At 62.4% G+C, this 15,547-nt stretch carries 10 protein-coding genes; 5 read left to right on the top strand and 5 right to left on the bottom strand.

All coding sequences use genetic code 11. The features are described from left to right. Positions 1–3,457: VWA domain-containing protein (locus tag DESPIG_RS01320; RefSeq protein ID WP_006004043.1), on the top strand; the 3,457-nt coding region annotated here is incomplete at its 5' end. 61 nt (positions 3,458–3,518) lie between these two features. Then, a complete protein-coding gene (locus DESPIG_RS01325; protein WP_006004045.1) occupies positions 3,519–4,655 on the top strand; it encodes a glycosyltransferase family protein in 1,137 nt (378 codons plus the stop codon). 388 nt (positions 4,656–5,043) lie between these two features. On the opposite strand, the gene DESPIG_RS01330 is transcribed toward DESPIG_RS01325, so the two are convergent. The 3 genes from DESPIG_RS01330 to DESPIG_RS14450 form a co-directional block, all read right to left on the bottom strand. Then, the gene (locus DESPIG_RS01330; protein ID WP_006004048.1) at positions 5,044–6,498 is read right to left on the bottom strand and encodes a sodium:solute symporter family protein; all 1,455 of its coding nucleotides are present in this window, start codon (positions 6,496–6,498) and stop codon (positions 5,044–5,046) included. Between the two features lie 342 nt (positions 6,499–6,840). Next, on the bottom strand, positions 6,841–7,896 hold the full coding sequence (locus DESPIG_RS01335) for an alcohol dehydrogenase (protein WP_006004052.1): 1,056 nt from the start codon (positions 7,894–7,896) through the stop codon (positions 6,841–6,843). A gap of 124 nt (positions 7,897–8,020) precedes the next feature. Further along, positions 8,021–8,152, bottom strand: coding sequence for a hypothetical protein (locus DESPIG_RS14450; RefSeq protein ID WP_006004054.1), 132 nt, complete (start codon positions 8,150–8,152; stop codon positions 8,021–8,023). 145 nt (positions 8,153–8,297) lie between these two features. Here DESPIG_RS14450 and DESPIG_RS01340 point away from each other — a divergent pair, with 145 nt between their 5' ends. Beyond that, positions 8,298–9,662, top strand: coding sequence for a 4Fe-4S binding protein (locus DESPIG_RS01340; protein ID WP_050760231.1), 1,365 nt, complete (start codon positions 8,298–8,300; stop codon positions 9,660–9,662). 97 nt (positions 9,663–9,759) lie between these two features. Here the strand turns inward: DESPIG_RS01340 and DESPIG_RS01345 are convergent, their stop codons facing one another. Together DESPIG_RS01345 and DESPIG_RS01350 are read right to left on the bottom strand one after the other, a co-directional pair. Further along, positions 9,760–11,778: an alkyl/aryl-sulfatase gene (locus DESPIG_RS01345; RefSeq protein ID WP_006004060.1), complete on the bottom strand. Its 2,019-nt coding sequence runs from the start codon at positions 11,776–11,778 to the stop codon at positions 9,760–9,762. A 249-nt stretch (positions 11,779–12,027) separates the two neighbouring features. Beyond that, a complete protein-coding gene (locus DESPIG_RS01350) occupies positions 12,028–13,020 on the bottom strand; it encodes an asparaginase (RefSeq protein WP_006004063.1) in 993 nt (330 codons plus the stop codon). Between the two features lie 251 nt (positions 13,021–13,271). Here DESPIG_RS01350 and DESPIG_RS01355 point away from each other — a divergent pair, with 251 nt between their 5' ends. After that, on the top strand, positions 13,272–14,741 hold the full coding sequence (locus tag DESPIG_RS01355) for a GGDEF domain-containing protein (RefSeq protein ID WP_006004067.1): 1,470 nt from the start codon (positions 13,272–13,274) through the stop codon (positions 14,739–14,741). Continuing rightward, complete coding sequence (locus DESPIG_RS01360; RefSeq protein ID WP_006004068.1) at positions 14,696–15,373, top strand: EAL domain-containing protein; 678 nt, start codon at positions 14,696–14,698, stop codon at positions 15,371–15,373. The genes DESPIG_RS01355 and DESPIG_RS01360 overlap by 46 nt, the downstream gene beginning before the upstream one ends. The last annotated feature ends 174 nt before the right edge of the window (positions 15,374–15,547 follow it).

Here is a 15,547-nt window from a genome sequence, read left to right on the forward strand (position 1 = left end):
GGAAGGCGGCAAGAATATCGAACTGACGGAAGGCACGCTGAACCTGAAGTACGATGTTGAGACCGGCAAGCTGGACTACAGCTTTGATCAGGATACGGCGGCTGTCCATAAGGATGGCGAAGGTCTGACGGAAGCAAAGAGCTACGACATCGACGTGACCTTCACGGATAATGTGGGTCAGAACGTGAATGCCGACCTGACGCTGACCATCAAGGACGACGTGCCCACCATCTCCAGCGTGGATGCCGACAACGACGGCAAGCCCGACATCACCTTTGAACGTTATCCTGATGTGGACAGCGAGGATACGCCGTTAGGTGATGGAGCGAAAGCTGACTTTACTCAATATGGTACTTTCAAAGATCCTTCGGGTAAAGAACACGCCGAGGAATATAAAGATAGTCCCATATGGAATGGTAACGTTACAATTACAGGTGGTAGAGTACAGTATACTTATGAAGGTGTTGTTGGAGAAAAAGACCCTCGTAAGGTAACTGGTGTAGCAATTATTGATTCGAATAAAGATCTTGCATACAGCGAACATATCGTGAACCCCAATGTTGCGGATAAGGAGCAAAACGTTGGGCTTACGGTATCCGGAAAAGAGGAAATATCTGCAGACAGAAGCTATAATGAAAATGGTAACTTCACAGGCGTAGCTAACCAAAGCGATGCCATTATCGTGACGCTGCCGGAAGGCACTGTAGCCTATGGATTGAACCTGAAGCTGGGAGCCTTCTTTACGGAATCTTCTTCCACCGAAGGGACTAAGTGGGATACGGTGGCTGAACAGGCTCTGCTCACGTTCTATAAGGATGGGGAAGTCGTTCTGATATATCCCGTCACGGCTAACTCCGCAGACGGCTCCTACACGGTTCCGGCGGATCTTGTCATTACGGAAGGCTTTGACAAGGTCGTCATTTCCGCTGTGGACAATTCCTGGAACAGCGACGACAATTTCGAAGTTGAGCAGTCCGACTTTGTGGTGCAGGAAATCGGTTTCGTCACCCTGCCGCCGAATGAGGTCATGTTCCGCTATGAGGGCGATCTTGTTTCGGATGGCGGCGCGGACGGATTCGCCGACGGTTACACATTCGCTTTCTCCGACAAAATGGGCGAGAGCATGAACGTGACGCTGGGCGATGGGGAGACCGTGGAAGCAAAGCTGACCATCACGGAAGGCGACAACGGTAGCTCCATCCTTCTGGCAACGGTTCCCGGAGCCGACGACAAGACTGAAAACCTCTTCTCCGTGACGCTGGATGCCGACGGGCACTGGAAGTTCGATCAGTATCAGGAATTCTCCATGCCTGACGGCAGCGACTTTGAACTCGGTTTCATGACCAAGGACAATGACGGCGACAAGGCCTATGAAGAGGTCACGCTGATCACCACGACGGAAACCAATATCGGTACCGGTGGCGACCATGCGCCCACGTCGAACGCTGACGTTATCGTTAACGGCAACAGCGGCCATGACAATTTCGTGGGCGACCCGGGCGGCGCGACGGAATCCACACAAACAACCTACACTGATCTCAATGTGGCACTGGTGGTGGATACGTCTGGCTCGATGGATGGTACTCGGATGAGCGAAACCAAGGAGGCCCTGAAGGATCTTTGTGACCAGCTTAAGGAACATGCTGACGAGGGTGCGGACGTCAATCTCTCGCTCATTGGCTTCAGCGGAGCCTTGAACATCAATCTGCCTGTCGAGGACATTACGGGAATTGAAGAAAATTACCGTAAGTTTACACTTCGTGATGGGGATACCATCATCGGAAAGGTCGGCACTGAATTTAGTGTTACCTCTTACGTTCCCTATGATGACTGGTCTGGCGGACAGATCTCTAGCACTACAACGTATAGAATTACGGAGGACGGTACTCTTCAGCGTTGGGAAAGTGGATTTATGGGCTGGGGAGGTTCATGGGAAGATGTACGCACCTTCTCCACAGAGAGCTTGACGGGGTATGAGGCTGTCCTTGCGCAGATTGATGATATGGAGGCTATTGGCGGTACCGTCTATTCCGACGGATATGAAGCCGCAAAGGACTGGTTCGGCGGAAAGACCAGCCCCGACTCCCTGCAGAACAACGGTGGAGAAAACATCGTCATCTTTGTGACGGACGGTGAGCCTAACAACGAGTGGTCTGCCAAAAATGCGTACAATCAGCTTGTTGCAGCTGTTGACAACATCACGGTAGAAACAGTCGGCATCGCGATAACGGATAAAGATGCGACTGATCTTCTGAACGGATTGACAACCAATAACAATGGCGCGCACTTCATCGAAGATGCCAGTAAGTTGGGCGACGTCTTCGGTGAAATCGTCAGCGATATCACTACCTCCACCGTGACTCCCGCTGCGGATGACGTCATCCTCGGCGGACGCGGCAACGACATGCTCTTCGGCGACGCCCTGAATGCGGACTACCTCCTGGGAAAAGAATACACCTGGGAAGGCAAGGATACGTTCGCCAAAGGCAGCTCGTGGGATATCATCAACGCCTATCTCGTTGCGACGCTTGGCCATAATCCCAGCGAAGGAGAAATAGCCAAGTTCATCGCACAGAATGCCGACAAGCTTGGTCTGACGGATACCGTTGCCGACAGTGCGGGCGTTGTTCGTGGTGGTGATGATATTATCCTCGGCGGTTCCGGTGACGACATCGTCTACGGCCAGGGCGGTGACGACCTGATCTTTGGTGACGGCAGCGACACGGCAACCGATGCCACGTCCATCGGGACGCTGGATACGCTGGACACGCTGCTGACTGCGGCCGGAGCCGGAGAAGACGGCAGCTATGCCGAACGGATACGTGATCTTGGAACATCGGAAACTCCAGACCAGCCGAGCGAGCTTGACCGCTTCATAGACAGCCTTGAGGGTACAGGAGGTATCGAAAAGGATACTGACGGCAACGACCAGCTCTTCGGCGGCGCCGGTGATGACGTGATTTTTGGCGGCTCCGGCAACGACTTCATCGACGGCGGCGAGGGCGAAGACGCCATCTTCGGCGGTGCCGGCAACGATATCATCGTCTACGACAACAATGATTATCTGGTCAGCGGCGGCAGCGGCATCGACTTCATGGTCTCTGACGATAAGAGCCTGACGTTGAGCCGCTTGTTGGACAATTCCGTCGACGACAAGCCCCTCGTCAGCGGCATCGAAGTGCTGCTGAAGGGCGAGGATGCCCTGAGCCTGACCAGCCTTGACCAGCTGGCCAAGGATTATGGTATCACGCTGGGTACCAACGCTGAAGGAAAGGAAACCTTGATACTGGATATGGACAAGTGGACGAAGACGACGGACGGTATCTATGCCTTTAATGGTGGTGCTGAGGACGGCGGTCTGACCCTGGAGACCAATCTGACACCGGTGGAGGCCAGTGATCCGGCCAGTGAGGCCGTACAGCAGCAGGTCTTCACTCTGGAACACGGTAACGGTTAACCATACACACGGCGGGGCGGCCCAAAGGCCGTCCCGCCTTTCAACATCCTTTAGGGCTTCCATGCGCATCCTTTTCGTCAACCACACCTTCCCGGGGGATCTGGGGCCGTTGCTGGCGGCTTTTGCCGCGCAGCCGGGATATGAGATCCTTTTCGCCTCCTGTCGGGGCAGACGGGATTTCAGTGTGCCCGGGGTGCGGCATGTGGTGCTTTCGCCTTCCCGTTCCCGTCGTCTTGTCGGGGACGGGGCCGGAACTTCTCTGGACAGGGCCGTGGAGATGGGGCGGCAGGCCCTGCAGGCTTTCCGTCTGCTGCGGCAGAACGGCTTTGTGCCGGACATGGTGCTGCTTTCTTCCGCCCTGGAACAGGGCCTGTTCCTCAGGGATGCGTTCCCCGAAGCCTTCGTGGCCTGCTTTGCGGAAAGTCTGCCGTCCGACGGGCTGGCCGGGGACGGCAAAGGCTTGGTCCGCCATTTGCTGCAATGCCGCCAGATGCAGCAGAGCGATCTGGTCATCAGGCTGGCGGCAGAAGGGGTGACTCGCGATCCTGAACAGCGGGGCGCCGTGACCTTGCCGTATCCGGTGGATACGGACTATTTTTCTCCCCTTGCCCCAAACGGGGCGACCGGCCCCAACGCCGGGGCCCGGGTGCTGTGTGCTGTCCGGGATGCGGCGGATGTCTGGCAGATGCTGCGTCTGGCGGAAGCCTTGCTGGCCCAGTCTCCGGGCTGTCGTCTGGTGCTGCTGTGCGAAAGTGCGGCAGGGCGTGAATCACTGGCGGAGATCGGCACTTCCCTGCCTGCCGGGATCGAGGTCCCGGAGCGCCTTTCCCTGAATGCCTATCGGGATCTGCTCCGCACGGCGGCCGTCATCACGGCCCCGGCGGCAGCGTGTCTTTCCGCGCCGGTGCTGTTGGAAGCCATGAGCTGCGGGGTGGTGCCGGTGCTGGCAGGCGATGCGTCGCACTGGCCCCTGCTGCACGACGGCGGGGGCTGCCTTTGGTGCGGAGGGGAGGAGCTTGTCCCCACACTGGCAGGAGCCCTGTCGCAGCCGGGCCGTCTGGCGGAGCTGTCCCTTGCCGCACGACGGACCGTGGAGCGGTATTTTCGGCGGCAGGATGTCATCCCCGGGCATCTGGCCTTGCTGCATCAGGCCCGGGCCGCGTGGCTGCGAAAAAGGCAGGGCGGTACGACGTCCTGATGCGGCAACGCGCATGGCTGGGCGACCGTCTGGCGGCAGCCGGGCGTTCTTCCTCATCTTCCGGGCAGGAACGCGGCAACAGCAATGCGGCCATCACAAAACATGACAGATACAAAAAGACCGGCGCCCTGTTGCGGGCCGCCGGTCTTTTTGTGCCTTCTGGCGGGGCATGCCGTCTTTTCATGCTGTACGGGCCATCCCGTCACCTCCTCGCCATCTTCCCTCATAAAACACGCTGGGGAAGGGGAGGGAGCTTGAAGGCAACGGAAGCTCCTTTCGCCCCAGTGCGGCCGGATGGCGGCCCGCAGGGCCTGCCCGTTGATGATGCAGGAGCTTTACGGGCATCGGCGGCAACGCAAAGGTGTCCCCTTTCCTGTATTGCAAAAAACTACATCCCGGGCTTCATGCCCGCGGGCCAGAAGGAGGAATTCCGGCGACCTTCGCCGTCCAGGGCCCAGCCGAGCCCCCAGCCCGCCAGAGAGAAGGCAAAGCCCACGAAGAAGGGCGGCAGCGCGGCCAGGGAGGGCCAGGGCATGGGCAGGATGGCGAACTGCGGGTGTGTCATGAGGTACCAGAGCATGCAGCTCACAAAGCCCGCAGTACAGCTGCACCAGGCGGCCAGGCTGCTGCGCTTGCCAAAGCGCACCAGGGCCACATAGGCCACCAGCACCGTGGAGCCCACGATGCTCCAGCTGGTGGTGCAGAGCATGGCGATGATCTGCCCCTTGATCTGGGCACAGCCGCCGCTGAGCAGCACGCAGAAGACGATGCCCGCGAACCACATGCCGCGCGAGGTCTTGCGGCCCGGCAGGTCTTCGGCGATGGCCGCCACGGCGATGTGGAAGATGGCCGTGGCCGTGGACAGGGAGGCCGAGACGATGGCCAGCACGAAGAGCTGCAGGCCGATGTCGGGCAGCAGCATCTTGACCAGGGCGGGCATGACGTCATCGGGCGAGGCCACTTCGGGCATGAACAGGCGGGCCAGGCTGGCCACATAGTAGGCGCCGCCCACCAGCACGGTCAGTACCAGCATGGCCAGCGGCGTGATGCGGTTGACCTGCCGGGCGGAGTTGAGGGCAAAATGGCGCTGGATCATCTGGGGCTGGGCCCAGACCGCCACGGACGTGACGATGACCAGCGAGATGATGAACCAGCCCTGTCCGCCGTCAGCCAGCGAGACGAAACCGGTATTGGCCGTCGCGGTGGGGGCCAGTTCCGCCAGCCGGGCCATGCCTTCCAGCGGGCCGCCCACCTTGTCGAACACGGCCACGGTGAGCATGCAGATGCCCACGAGCATGACGAAACCCTGCATGGCCTCGGTATAGAGCACGCCGCGCAGGCCGCCCATATAGATGGCCGCCGCCACCAGCAGGGCCACGATCCAGACCAGCAGCCAGACGGGCACAGGCATGATCTGGGCCAGCAGCAGGGCCGCGCCCTTGATGACGGCCGAGGCATAGACGCCCAGGAACACGGCAAAGATCAGGGCCAGACAGCGGCCCAGCAGGGGACTGCGGTGGCCGTTGGCCAGCAGCTGCACCGGCGTGCGGGCCTGCAGGTTGCGCTGGCACAGGCGGGTGGGCCAGGCCAGATAGCGATAGACGATCCAGGTCCCCAGCCAGACGTTGCCGGCGGCCACCAGCAGCATCTGCATGCCGTAGGCATAGGCCAGCCCGCCAAAGCCCACCAGGGCCACGGCGGAGATATAGGTAGCCACATAGGCAAAGGCCTGGATGCCGAAACCCACGCGGCCCGAAACCATGACATCGTGCCCGCTGCCCTTGCGGGACAGCCAGATGAACAGGGCGATGTAGCCGCCCCAGATGAGGACATCGGCCAGCATCTAGCGCCCCCTTCCCTGACGGATCAGGCTGAAGAGGGAAAGCACCAGCGCGGCCAGCAGCGAAAGCACCGCCAGCAGCACCGGGGCATCCGCCAGCCCCAGAACGGAAAACAGTTCCATACGCAACTCCGGTTACGGTCTGACGGGAACGGCAGGGAGCCGCCTCCCGAATATAGACAGCGTAGACAGAAGTGCTGTCCCGAGGCAAGTCCATTTTCCCTTTTTTAGCGGAAAGGAGAGACTCTCCGGCCCCGGGCCGGAAAGCGGAGAGGGAAGCCAACCCACCGGGATACATAAAAAAAGGGCCCCGAAGGGCCCTCGTGTACGGAAGGTCGGGCACGATCAGCGCTTCCAGGGCGTGATGGCGCACTTGATGCAGTCATCCTGCCGCTGTTCGAAGATGCGGTAACCTTCCAGGATCTTGTTCAGGGGCAGGCTGTGGGTGATGAGCGGATTGGTATCGATGCGGCCGCGTTCGATGAGGCGGATCAGCTCCGCGCTGTGGGTGGCGTCCACACCGCCGGTGCGGAAGGTCAGGTTCTTGCCGTACATCAGGTGCAGGGGCAGGCTCTGCGCTTCCTCATACATGGCCACCACGGCCACGGTTGCATTGGGACGGGCCACCTTCCAGGCGGTCTGGAAAGTATCGTGTCCGCCCGCGCATTCGATGACCGCATCGGCCCCCAGTCCTCCGGTGGCGTCGAGGATGCGCGCTTCCACGTCGTCCGCGGCGGCGTCGAGCGCCAGGTCGGCATAGCCGCGTTCCCGGGCCAGGTGCAGGCGGCTGGGCAGGATGTCCACGGCGATGACCTGCGCGGGGCCGAACAGGCGCGCGCACTGCATGGCGCACAGGCCCACAGGTCCGGCCCCCAGTACGGCCACGCTGTCGCCGGGGCGGATGGCGGCCAGTTCCGCACCGAAGTAGCCGCTGGCCAGTACGTCACCCACCAGCAGCACATCCTGATAGGACAGGGAATCAGGGATGGGGTCGAGCCCGTTGTCCGCAAAGGGTACGCGCACATATTCGGTCTGGCAGCCATCGATACGGCAACCCAGCTCCCAGCCGCCGTGGCGGCAGTTGTTGACGTAGCCCTGGCGGCAGAACCAGCAGGTGCCGCAAAATGTCTCCACATTGGCGGCCACACGCTGGCCGGGGCGCACTTTGCGCACCTCGCTGCCCGTTGCCACCACTTCGCCCACGAATTCGTGCCCCAGTACCGTGCCGGGCAGGGCACGCGGCACCGCGCCGTTGCGGATATGCAGGTCACTGGCGCAGATGCTGGAAAGTTCCACTTTGACGATGGCGTCACGCGGATCCCGTATCTGCGGCAGAGGACGCTCCTCCAGGCGCAGGTCGTTGGTGCCGTGATAGACCAGTGCATGCATGGTTTCAGCCATAAGCCCTCCTTGTGCGGACATGCAGCCGTCATATCCGTCCACTATGGCGGGCTTTGGGCGGTGTGTAAAGCGTTCCCGCTTGGCCTTGCTGGCTGACTAGTCGTGGTGCGGCCGTTCTGCAGCATCAGGGCTTGCGGATGGACACGGACAGATCGTCTTCCGTGGAGCAGAAACGTTCCCGGCAAAAGTCGCGGCGGTCTTCCAGTAAACGGGGGACAAGATCCGGTACATCGACGGCCAGAAGCAGGCCGGACATGGTTGTGTGGCTGCGGGCACAGCCCGGCTGCGGGAACTGTGGCAAGATGGGACTGTCCCGCCACTAAGGGAAAGATGTGGAATATGAAGGCGGGTGAGCGATAAGCCATCCCGCCCGCAGGCGGGCAGACATGCAGGAGGGGAGGATGGACAGTATCATGCAGGCGGAGACAACGCCCCGGCCTTGTCCCCAAACGGGAAGATGGAAGGGCCGCGCGGCACTGGCGGGGGCATCGCTGGCCTTTGTGCTGGGCGCGGCCCATTTTTTCCGCAGCGGACAGCATGGCCTTTTTTTCGTTTGTCTGGTTTGGGCCGGGCTGCTCTGGCGGCCGACGGCCTGGCTGCGACGCAGTGCCGCGGTCTTCCTGCTGGGACTGGCCGCGGAGTGGGGCATGACCACGCTGGCCCTGGCCCGCTGGCGTCTGCAACTGGGACAGGACTGGATGAGGATGGTCTGCATACTGGGCGCGGTGGCCGTACTGACCCTGCTGGCAGCCGCCGCCCTGCGCAGTCGCTCCTGCCGCCAGGACGAAGATCCCGGCCCCCGTGCCCAGGCACTGGCCTGTCTGCTGGTCTCGGGCCTGCTGTTGCTGCCGGACGGATTGCGGCCTGATTTGTTGCTGCTGCACCGGCTCGTGCCCGGCTGGGGAGCGGTTCAGGCCCTGCTGGCCGGTCTGTGGGCGGGCCTCGTCTACGGCTGGCTTGCGGACAGGCGGCGGGCCCCGCTATGGCGACGGCGCATCTGGTTGCTTTTCTCTTGCGTGTTTTTCGGGCAGCTGCTGGCGGGGATTTTCCTGCATAGCCTGTTCCTTTTGCAGGGCGTGCCGCACCTGCCTGTGCCTGGGCTCATCCTTTCCGGCCCCTTGTACCGGGGCGGAGGGTCGCTCTTCATGCCCGGGCTGTTCGCGTTCTCGCTGTTGCTGGTGGGCAGTGCCTGGTGCAGCCATCTGTGCTATCTGGGTGTCTGGGATGCCCGGGCGGCGGATACCGGGCCCCGCAGCGGCCGGGGCGTGCCTGCGTTCTGGCGCAAGGTCCGCTGGGCCATGCTGGTTGCCAGCCTGTTCCTGCCTCTGGGCGTGCGCCTTGCCGGCCTACCGTGGCCCTGGGCCCTGGTCCTTGCCTTGGCGCTGGGCCTGGTCCTGTTGCCCTGTGCCCTCTGGCTGAGCCGACGGCTGGGCATCCCCGTGTACTGTTGCGGCATCTGCCCGCTGGGGCTGACGGCCAACCTGTTGGCGCGCCTGTCTCCGTGGCGTCTGCGCCGGAACGGGCGCTGCACGGGATGCGGGGCCTGCGCGCGGGCCTGCCGCTACGGTGCCCTGCGGCTGGACGGGACCGGCAAGGTCGCCGGCCCGGACTGGCGTTGCACCCTGTGCCGGGACTGCATGTCCGTCTGCCGTCAGGAAGCTCTGGAGATCCGGTGCTGCGGACAGGCAGGGGCATGGGTGGAGCAGGCATTGATCTGTTCGCTGAGCGTCCTGCATACGCTCTTCCTTTTCATGGGACGTGTTTGATGCCTTGAGGGGCTCGCGAATCCCGGACGTTCCCCGCGCATAAAAAAGGAGGACGACCGTGATGGCCGTCCTCCCGCGTTTCGTCGGCAGGTGTTTTTTAGGGCAATACCAGGCGGAAATCGGGACGGAAGCTGTCCAGCAGGGAGAGCAGCTCCTTCACCGGTTCGGCGTTCTGGAGCAATCCTTGCTGCACGGCCTGTTCAGGCGTCAGGCGGCCTTCGAACAGGGCCATCATCTGCAGGCGGGTGCAGGTCAGCAGGGGCGCGCGACGATCGCGGTCCGCCTTGTGCGCCGTGAGCACGCTGTTGGCCAGGTGCAGTTCCCAGCCTTCCTGCGTGTCTGTCAGACGGATGAGCAGATCCAGCGTCTTGCCCTGGGCCCGGACACCATCCAGGCGTACGCCCAGATAGTCGAAGTACAGGGCTGCGGGCATGGCCCGGGCCTGCGTGTTGACCGGGCTGGCGGCATTGGCAGGCACGGCGGGCGGCAGGCCCCGCAGGTCGCGGGCGCCGCTCAGATAAAAGTTGCGCCAGGGGGCGCTTTCGGCCTGATAGCCCAGCTGTTCCAGGGCATCGGCGGCCAGCTCGCGGGCGGCCTTGTTGTCCGGCTCGGCAAAGATCACATGGTCGAGCACCTGGGCCACCCAGCGGTACCGGCCGGCCTCAAAATCCTTGCGGGCCCGCTGCAGGACAGCGTCGGCACCGCCCATGTATTCCACATACTTGCGGGCGGCCTCCACCGGGGCCAGCATGTGCAGGTGCGCGGGATTGCCGTCGAACCAGCCCAGATAATAGTTGTACACGGCCTTGGCATTGTGGTTGAGGCTGCCGTAATAGCCGCGCAGGCTGAAGACCCGTTGCAGTTCGGGAGGCAGGCGCAGGGTCTCGGCGATCTCCAGCATGGTCTGGCCCTTGTTGGCCAGGTGCAGGGTCTGGTCGTTGATGTAGCGGTACAGGTCCCGCATCAGGCCCAGCTCGGTGCGCACCCGTTCCGCCCCCCAGACGGGCCAGTGATGCATGCCGTACAGGACTTCCGCCTCGCCGCCCCAGCGTTGCAGGCTCTCGTCCAGGGCACGGCTCCAGCACAGGGGATCGCGCGCCTTGGCCCCGCGCAGGGTGTAGAGGTTGTGCATGGTGTGCGTGCAGTTCTCGGCGGCGGTCAGGGCCTTGAGCTCGGGGATGTACCAGTGCATCTCCGCCGGGGCCTCGGTATTGGGCGCCATCTGGAAGATGAAGGTCAGGCCGTCCAGTCGCAGGGTCTCGCCATCCTTTTCGATGAGGCGGGTGGGCTCCAGCAGGCCCGACGTACCCCGGGAGGTGGCCAGCCCCAGCCCGGCGCCCACATGTCCGCGCGGCGAGGGCGGCAGCAGGGAGCCGTACATGTACTGGGCCCGGCGGCTCATGGCATTGCCGGCCAGCACGTTCTCGGCCACGGCCGCTTCCATGAAGCCCTTGGGCGCGATGATCTGCACCTTGCCGGCGGCCACGTCCTTTTCATCCACCACACCGTGCACGCCGCCGTAATGGTCCACATGACTGTGGGAATAGATGACGGCCACGACCGGCTTGTGCGGCCGGTGGGCGTAATAGAGCTTGAGGGCCGCCGCGGCGTTCTCGGCGGAGATGAGGGGATCGACCACGATGATGCCGCTGTCGCCCTCGATGATGGTCATGTTGGAAAGGTCGGCATTGCGGATCTGGTAGAGGCGGTCCACGACCTTGTAGAGGCCGTCGCGCAGCACCAGCTGGCTTTGCCGCCACAGGGAAGGATTGACCGTGTCCGGCGCAGGGGTGGGCATGATGAGCGACGGAGGAAAGTCGCGGCTCATGGCCGGGGCTAGGAAATCATAGGGGACCAGGTTCCAGGTCTCGCGGCCGGCGGCATCGAGGATGCGGCCCCTGTCCGGCAGGGGAGCCAGAAAGCCGCGCTGGGCGTCCTGAAAATCCTGGCGGTCGGCAAAGTCCACTTCTTTGCTCATGGCGGCATGAGCGGCACGGGTATGCTCCGTGGCAGGTTTGCTCATGTCCGCGGCATCGGTGGCCGGGGCCGCCCAGGCAAAGCCGGGACCGCAGGACAACAGAGCGGCGCACAGGGCCGAGGTCAGCAAGCTACGCATATGTTCCCTCCATAAGGGCTATGCTCGGGAAGAGGCGCTGCACAGGAAAGCAGGCCTTGGGAAACTTCCGGCACGGGGCAGATCGCCGCTACCGGATATTTTGCCAGTATCGCGCCCGGTCCGGGCGAATGCAAGCGGATTCCGGGCCGGTGCATGCGGCCGGGACAGGTCGCATGGAAACGAAAAAAGGCCGGAGGTGTTCCGGCCTTGGGGCACGATCGATGGAAAAGTGGGCTGCCCGCCGCAGGATCACATGCTGTGTTCGAAGTAACGGGCCACTTCCGCAGGGTCGGGACGGCCGTCGGGGCCGTACTGGCTGAGGATGAGCATCAGCTTGAGGCGGGCCTTGGCTGCACTCAGTTCCCCGGCCATGATGACGCCCATCTTGTGCTGTTGCAGCATGCCGCCTTCGTAGCCGTATTCGTCCAGCACGCGGCCGCCCGTGCGGGTGGCGTTGACCACGATGATCCCTTTTTCCAGGGCGCGCGCGATGCCGGGGATGACATAGGGCGGCACGTTGCCGCGGCCGAAACTTTCCACCACGATGCCGTCCACGCCGCGCGAGACGGCAAAGTCCAGATAGGCGGCGTCGGAGCCGGTGACCAGCTTGATGAGGTCGACTTTCTTGCACAGGCTGTGGGGCAAAAAGGTCTGGCGGCCCAGCTGGGCCCTGCGGAAGATGACCCTGTCGCCGTCCACCACGCCCAGGGGGCCCCACCAGGGGGACTGGAAGGTGGCCACGTTGGCGGCGTGGGTCTTGGTGACTTCGCGGGCGGCATGGATCTGCTCGTTCATGACCACGAGGCTGCCCATGTTGCGGGCCGAGCGGGAGGCCGCCACGCGCACGGCCGCCAGGATGTTGCGCGGCCCGTCGGGGCTGAGCTCGTCACCGGAGCGCATGGCTGCCGTGAAACAGACAGGCTTGTGGCCTTCCAGGGAAAGGTCGAGGAAATAGGCGCTTTCTTCCAGACTGTCCGTACCGTGGGTGATGACGACGCCGCTGATGTCGTCCATGGCCAGATACTGCCGGACCATGGCCGCCAGGCGGAACATGTGGTCAGGGGTGATGGCCGGGCTCGGCAGGTTGTCGAACTCGCGTACTTCCAGATCGCAGACGCTGCCCAGGCCGGGGATGGCCCGGACGAGGTCCGCACCGTTGACAGCGGGCACGGCCGCGCCGGTCACGCTGTCATGCTGCATGGCGATGGTGCCGCCGGTAGTGATGATGACGACTTTTGACATGGGTGGTTCCGTATGTCTTGCAGAAAAAAGGGAAAAACAGCCGGCGTGCCGCCCCGGACGGCGGCAACGGGAGACTTGTACCCGACTTGCGGACTTTGCTCAAGGATATGGCGGGGAAAGGTATTTTTATTCGATGGCGGCCTCGGGGGCGTTTCCATCCTTTACGCTGCATCTGTCCCATGCTATTAGAACTCATTTGCCTTTTTTAGCCGTCGATCCCGCATCTTTCAGTCTTTCTTTCGGGTAACATCATGAACATGCATGAAAAGATCCTGGATAACCTGCAGGAGCTGGTCTACATCGCCGATATGGAGACCTACGAGCTGCTCTACTACAACAAGGCACTGGCAGAAGAGTTCCACATCCCCCAGAGGTTGCAGGGCAAATGTTACGAGATCCTGCAGGGGCGGCGGGACCCCTGTCCTTTTTGTACCAACAGCAAGCTTTCCGAAGACGGCTGCTATGTCTGGAAGTTCTACAACCAGCTCGTCGGGCGTCACTTTTTGCTGAGCGACAGCATCTGCGAGTTCAACGGCCGACAGGTCAGGACGGAGATCGCCTCGGACATCACGGAACACATGCTTTTGCAGGAACAGCTGGACAAGAACCTTTCCCTGCAGAACTTCATCAACCATTGCGCCCGCAAGCTGTATCGGCAGGATGCGGACCTGCCTTTCCTGATCGACGACGTGCTGGCTGCCATCGGTGAGTATTTGCAGGCGGACAGAGCCTATATCTTTGAATTTTCCGGTGATGTCGTCCGCAATACCTTTGAATGGTGCCGTGAGGGCGTCGTGCCGCAAAAGGAGTTCCTGGCCAATGTCCCTGTGGGCGTCATCGCCCGCTGGATGCCCAACTTCCACGCCCATCAACCCATCCTGATTACGGATCTGGAAAGCCTGCGCATGGCCAGCCCTGAAGAGTATGCCGTGCTCAAGCGTCAGGACATCCATTCCCTGCTGGTGTTCCCGCTCTGGAACGGCAAGAGCCTGCGCGGTTTCGTGGGGGTGGACAATCTGGACCCCGATCGCATCGACTCCTCCCGGGTGCTGCTGTCGTCCATGAAATTTTTCCTCAGTTCCTCCCTGTGGCGGCGGGATTCGCTGAGCGAGCTCCATTTCCTCAGCTATCACGACCAGCTGACCGGCGTGTTCAACCGCAACGCCTTCCAGCGCGACGTGCAGAAGCGGGATGCCGACATCGGCGTCATCTTCCTGGACATCAACGGCCTCAAGGACATCAACGACGGCGACGGTTACAGCGGAGGGGACGCTGTCCTGGCGGCGGTGAGCCGTTCCGTCCATGAGCTCCTGCCGGATACGGCCGTGTACCGCATGGGCGGTGACGAATTCGTCCTGCTGTGGCAGGGCGGTGACGAGCGGGAATTTCGCAGGGACGTGGAGCGGGTGCGTTCGCTGTTTGCCGGGACGCTGGGCTTTACCGCTTCTGTGGGCTGTGCCTGGGTACGCCGTGAGGACGACATCGGTGAGGGGCTCATCGCCGCCGATGCTCGGATGTTCGCCGCCAAACGGGATTTTTACCGTTCCTCGCCCCAAAGCGGCCGCTATCGCAGCGGACTGGACGACGTGCTCGACCTGGCCCGGCCCGGCCCGGACGTCTGGACGAGCTGCTGGCTTCGGACAGCTTCACCCTGTATTGCCAGCCCCAGTTCCGGGTGGCGGATGGGGCGGTGGTCGGCGGCGAGATCCTGCTGCGCCTGATAAGTGACGGCAAGGTCATCCCGCCCGCGCAGTTCATCCCTCTGCTGGAATCCCTGTATACCATGCCGCAGGTGGACCTGTATGTGTTCGGCAAGGTCTGCGCCTGCCTGAGCCGCTGGCGGGAGGAAGGGCGGCAGCTGGTCCCCATGGCCGTGAATTTTTCCCGCACGACGCTGGCCTTCCCCGAAGTGGCCGACAGGCTGGAGGAGATCAGGAAGGAATTCGACATCCCGGCCGAACTGTTGCAGGTGGAGGTCACGGAAACGGCCAGTACGGAGGATTACCGCACGTTCCAGCAAGCCGTGGACAGCATCCGGGACAAGGGCTTCCGGGTGGCCATCGACGACTTTGGCGTGGCCTATGCCAATCTCATGACCCTGGCGCGTCTGGGCTTCGATGAACTCAAGCTGGACAAAAGCCTGATGGATGACCTGTGCGACAGCGACAAGCGGCAGCGTCTGCTGCGTCTGGTCATCGAGGCTGCGGGCGACATGGGGATCCGTACCGTTGCCGAAGGCGTGGAGACCGAAGACCAGCTGGAGGTCCTGCGCAAACTGGGCTGCCCCAGGGCACAGGGCTATCTGCTCAGCCGGCCGCTGCCTGTGGAGAAATTCGCCGCATTGCTGGCTTAACAGGGAACGTAAAAAGCCGCCTCAAGGGGCGGCTTTTTTATGGGCCCCAGCCCGTCACAGCGGGGGCGTACCATGGAAAACCACCTGTGATACGCGTGGTTTTGCTGTGTTCCCGGTGATGATCGCGGCCGTATGCGTGAGCATGCGGCGTTCCGTGGCGGCCTGACGGTGGCT

Origin of the sequence: Desulfovibrio piger ATCC 29098, assembly GCF_000156375.1 — a bacterium.
Lineage (GTDB): Bacteria > Desulfobacterota > Desulfovibrionia > Desulfovibrionales > Desulfovibrionaceae > Desulfovibrio > Desulfovibrio piger.

Coding starts and splice junctions, on each gene's coding strand:
- DESPIG_RS01325 (WP_006004045.1), top strand. CDS start 3,519: ATGCGCATCCTTTTCGTCAACCACACCTTCCCGGGGGATCTGGGGCCG.
- DESPIG_RS01355 (WP_006004067.1), top strand. CDS start 13,272: ATGAACATGCATGAAAAGATCCTGGATAACCTGCAGGAGCTGGTCTAC.
- DESPIG_RS14450 (WP_006004054.1), bottom strand. CDS start 8,152: ATGTCCGGCCTGCTTCTGGCCGTCGATGTACCGGATCTTGTCCCCCGT.
- DESPIG_RS01345 (WP_006004060.1), bottom strand. CDS start 11,778: ATGCGTAGCTTGCTGACCTCGGCCCTGTGCGCCGCTCTGTTGTCCTGC.
- DESPIG_RS01335 (WP_006004052.1), bottom strand. CDS start 7,896: ATGGCTGAAACCATGCATGCACTGGTCTATCACGGCACCAACGACCTG.
- DESPIG_RS01330 (WP_006004048.1), bottom strand. CDS start 6,498: ATGCTGGCCGATGTCCTCATCTGGGGCGGCTACATCGCCCTGTTCATC.
- DESPIG_RS01340 (WP_050760231.1), top strand. CDS start 8,298: ATGGACAGTATCATGCAGGCGGAGACAACGCCCCGGCCTTGTCCCCAA.
- DESPIG_RS01350 (WP_006004063.1), bottom strand. CDS start 13,020: ATGTCAAAAGTCGTCATCATCACTACCGGCGGCACCATCGCCATGCAG.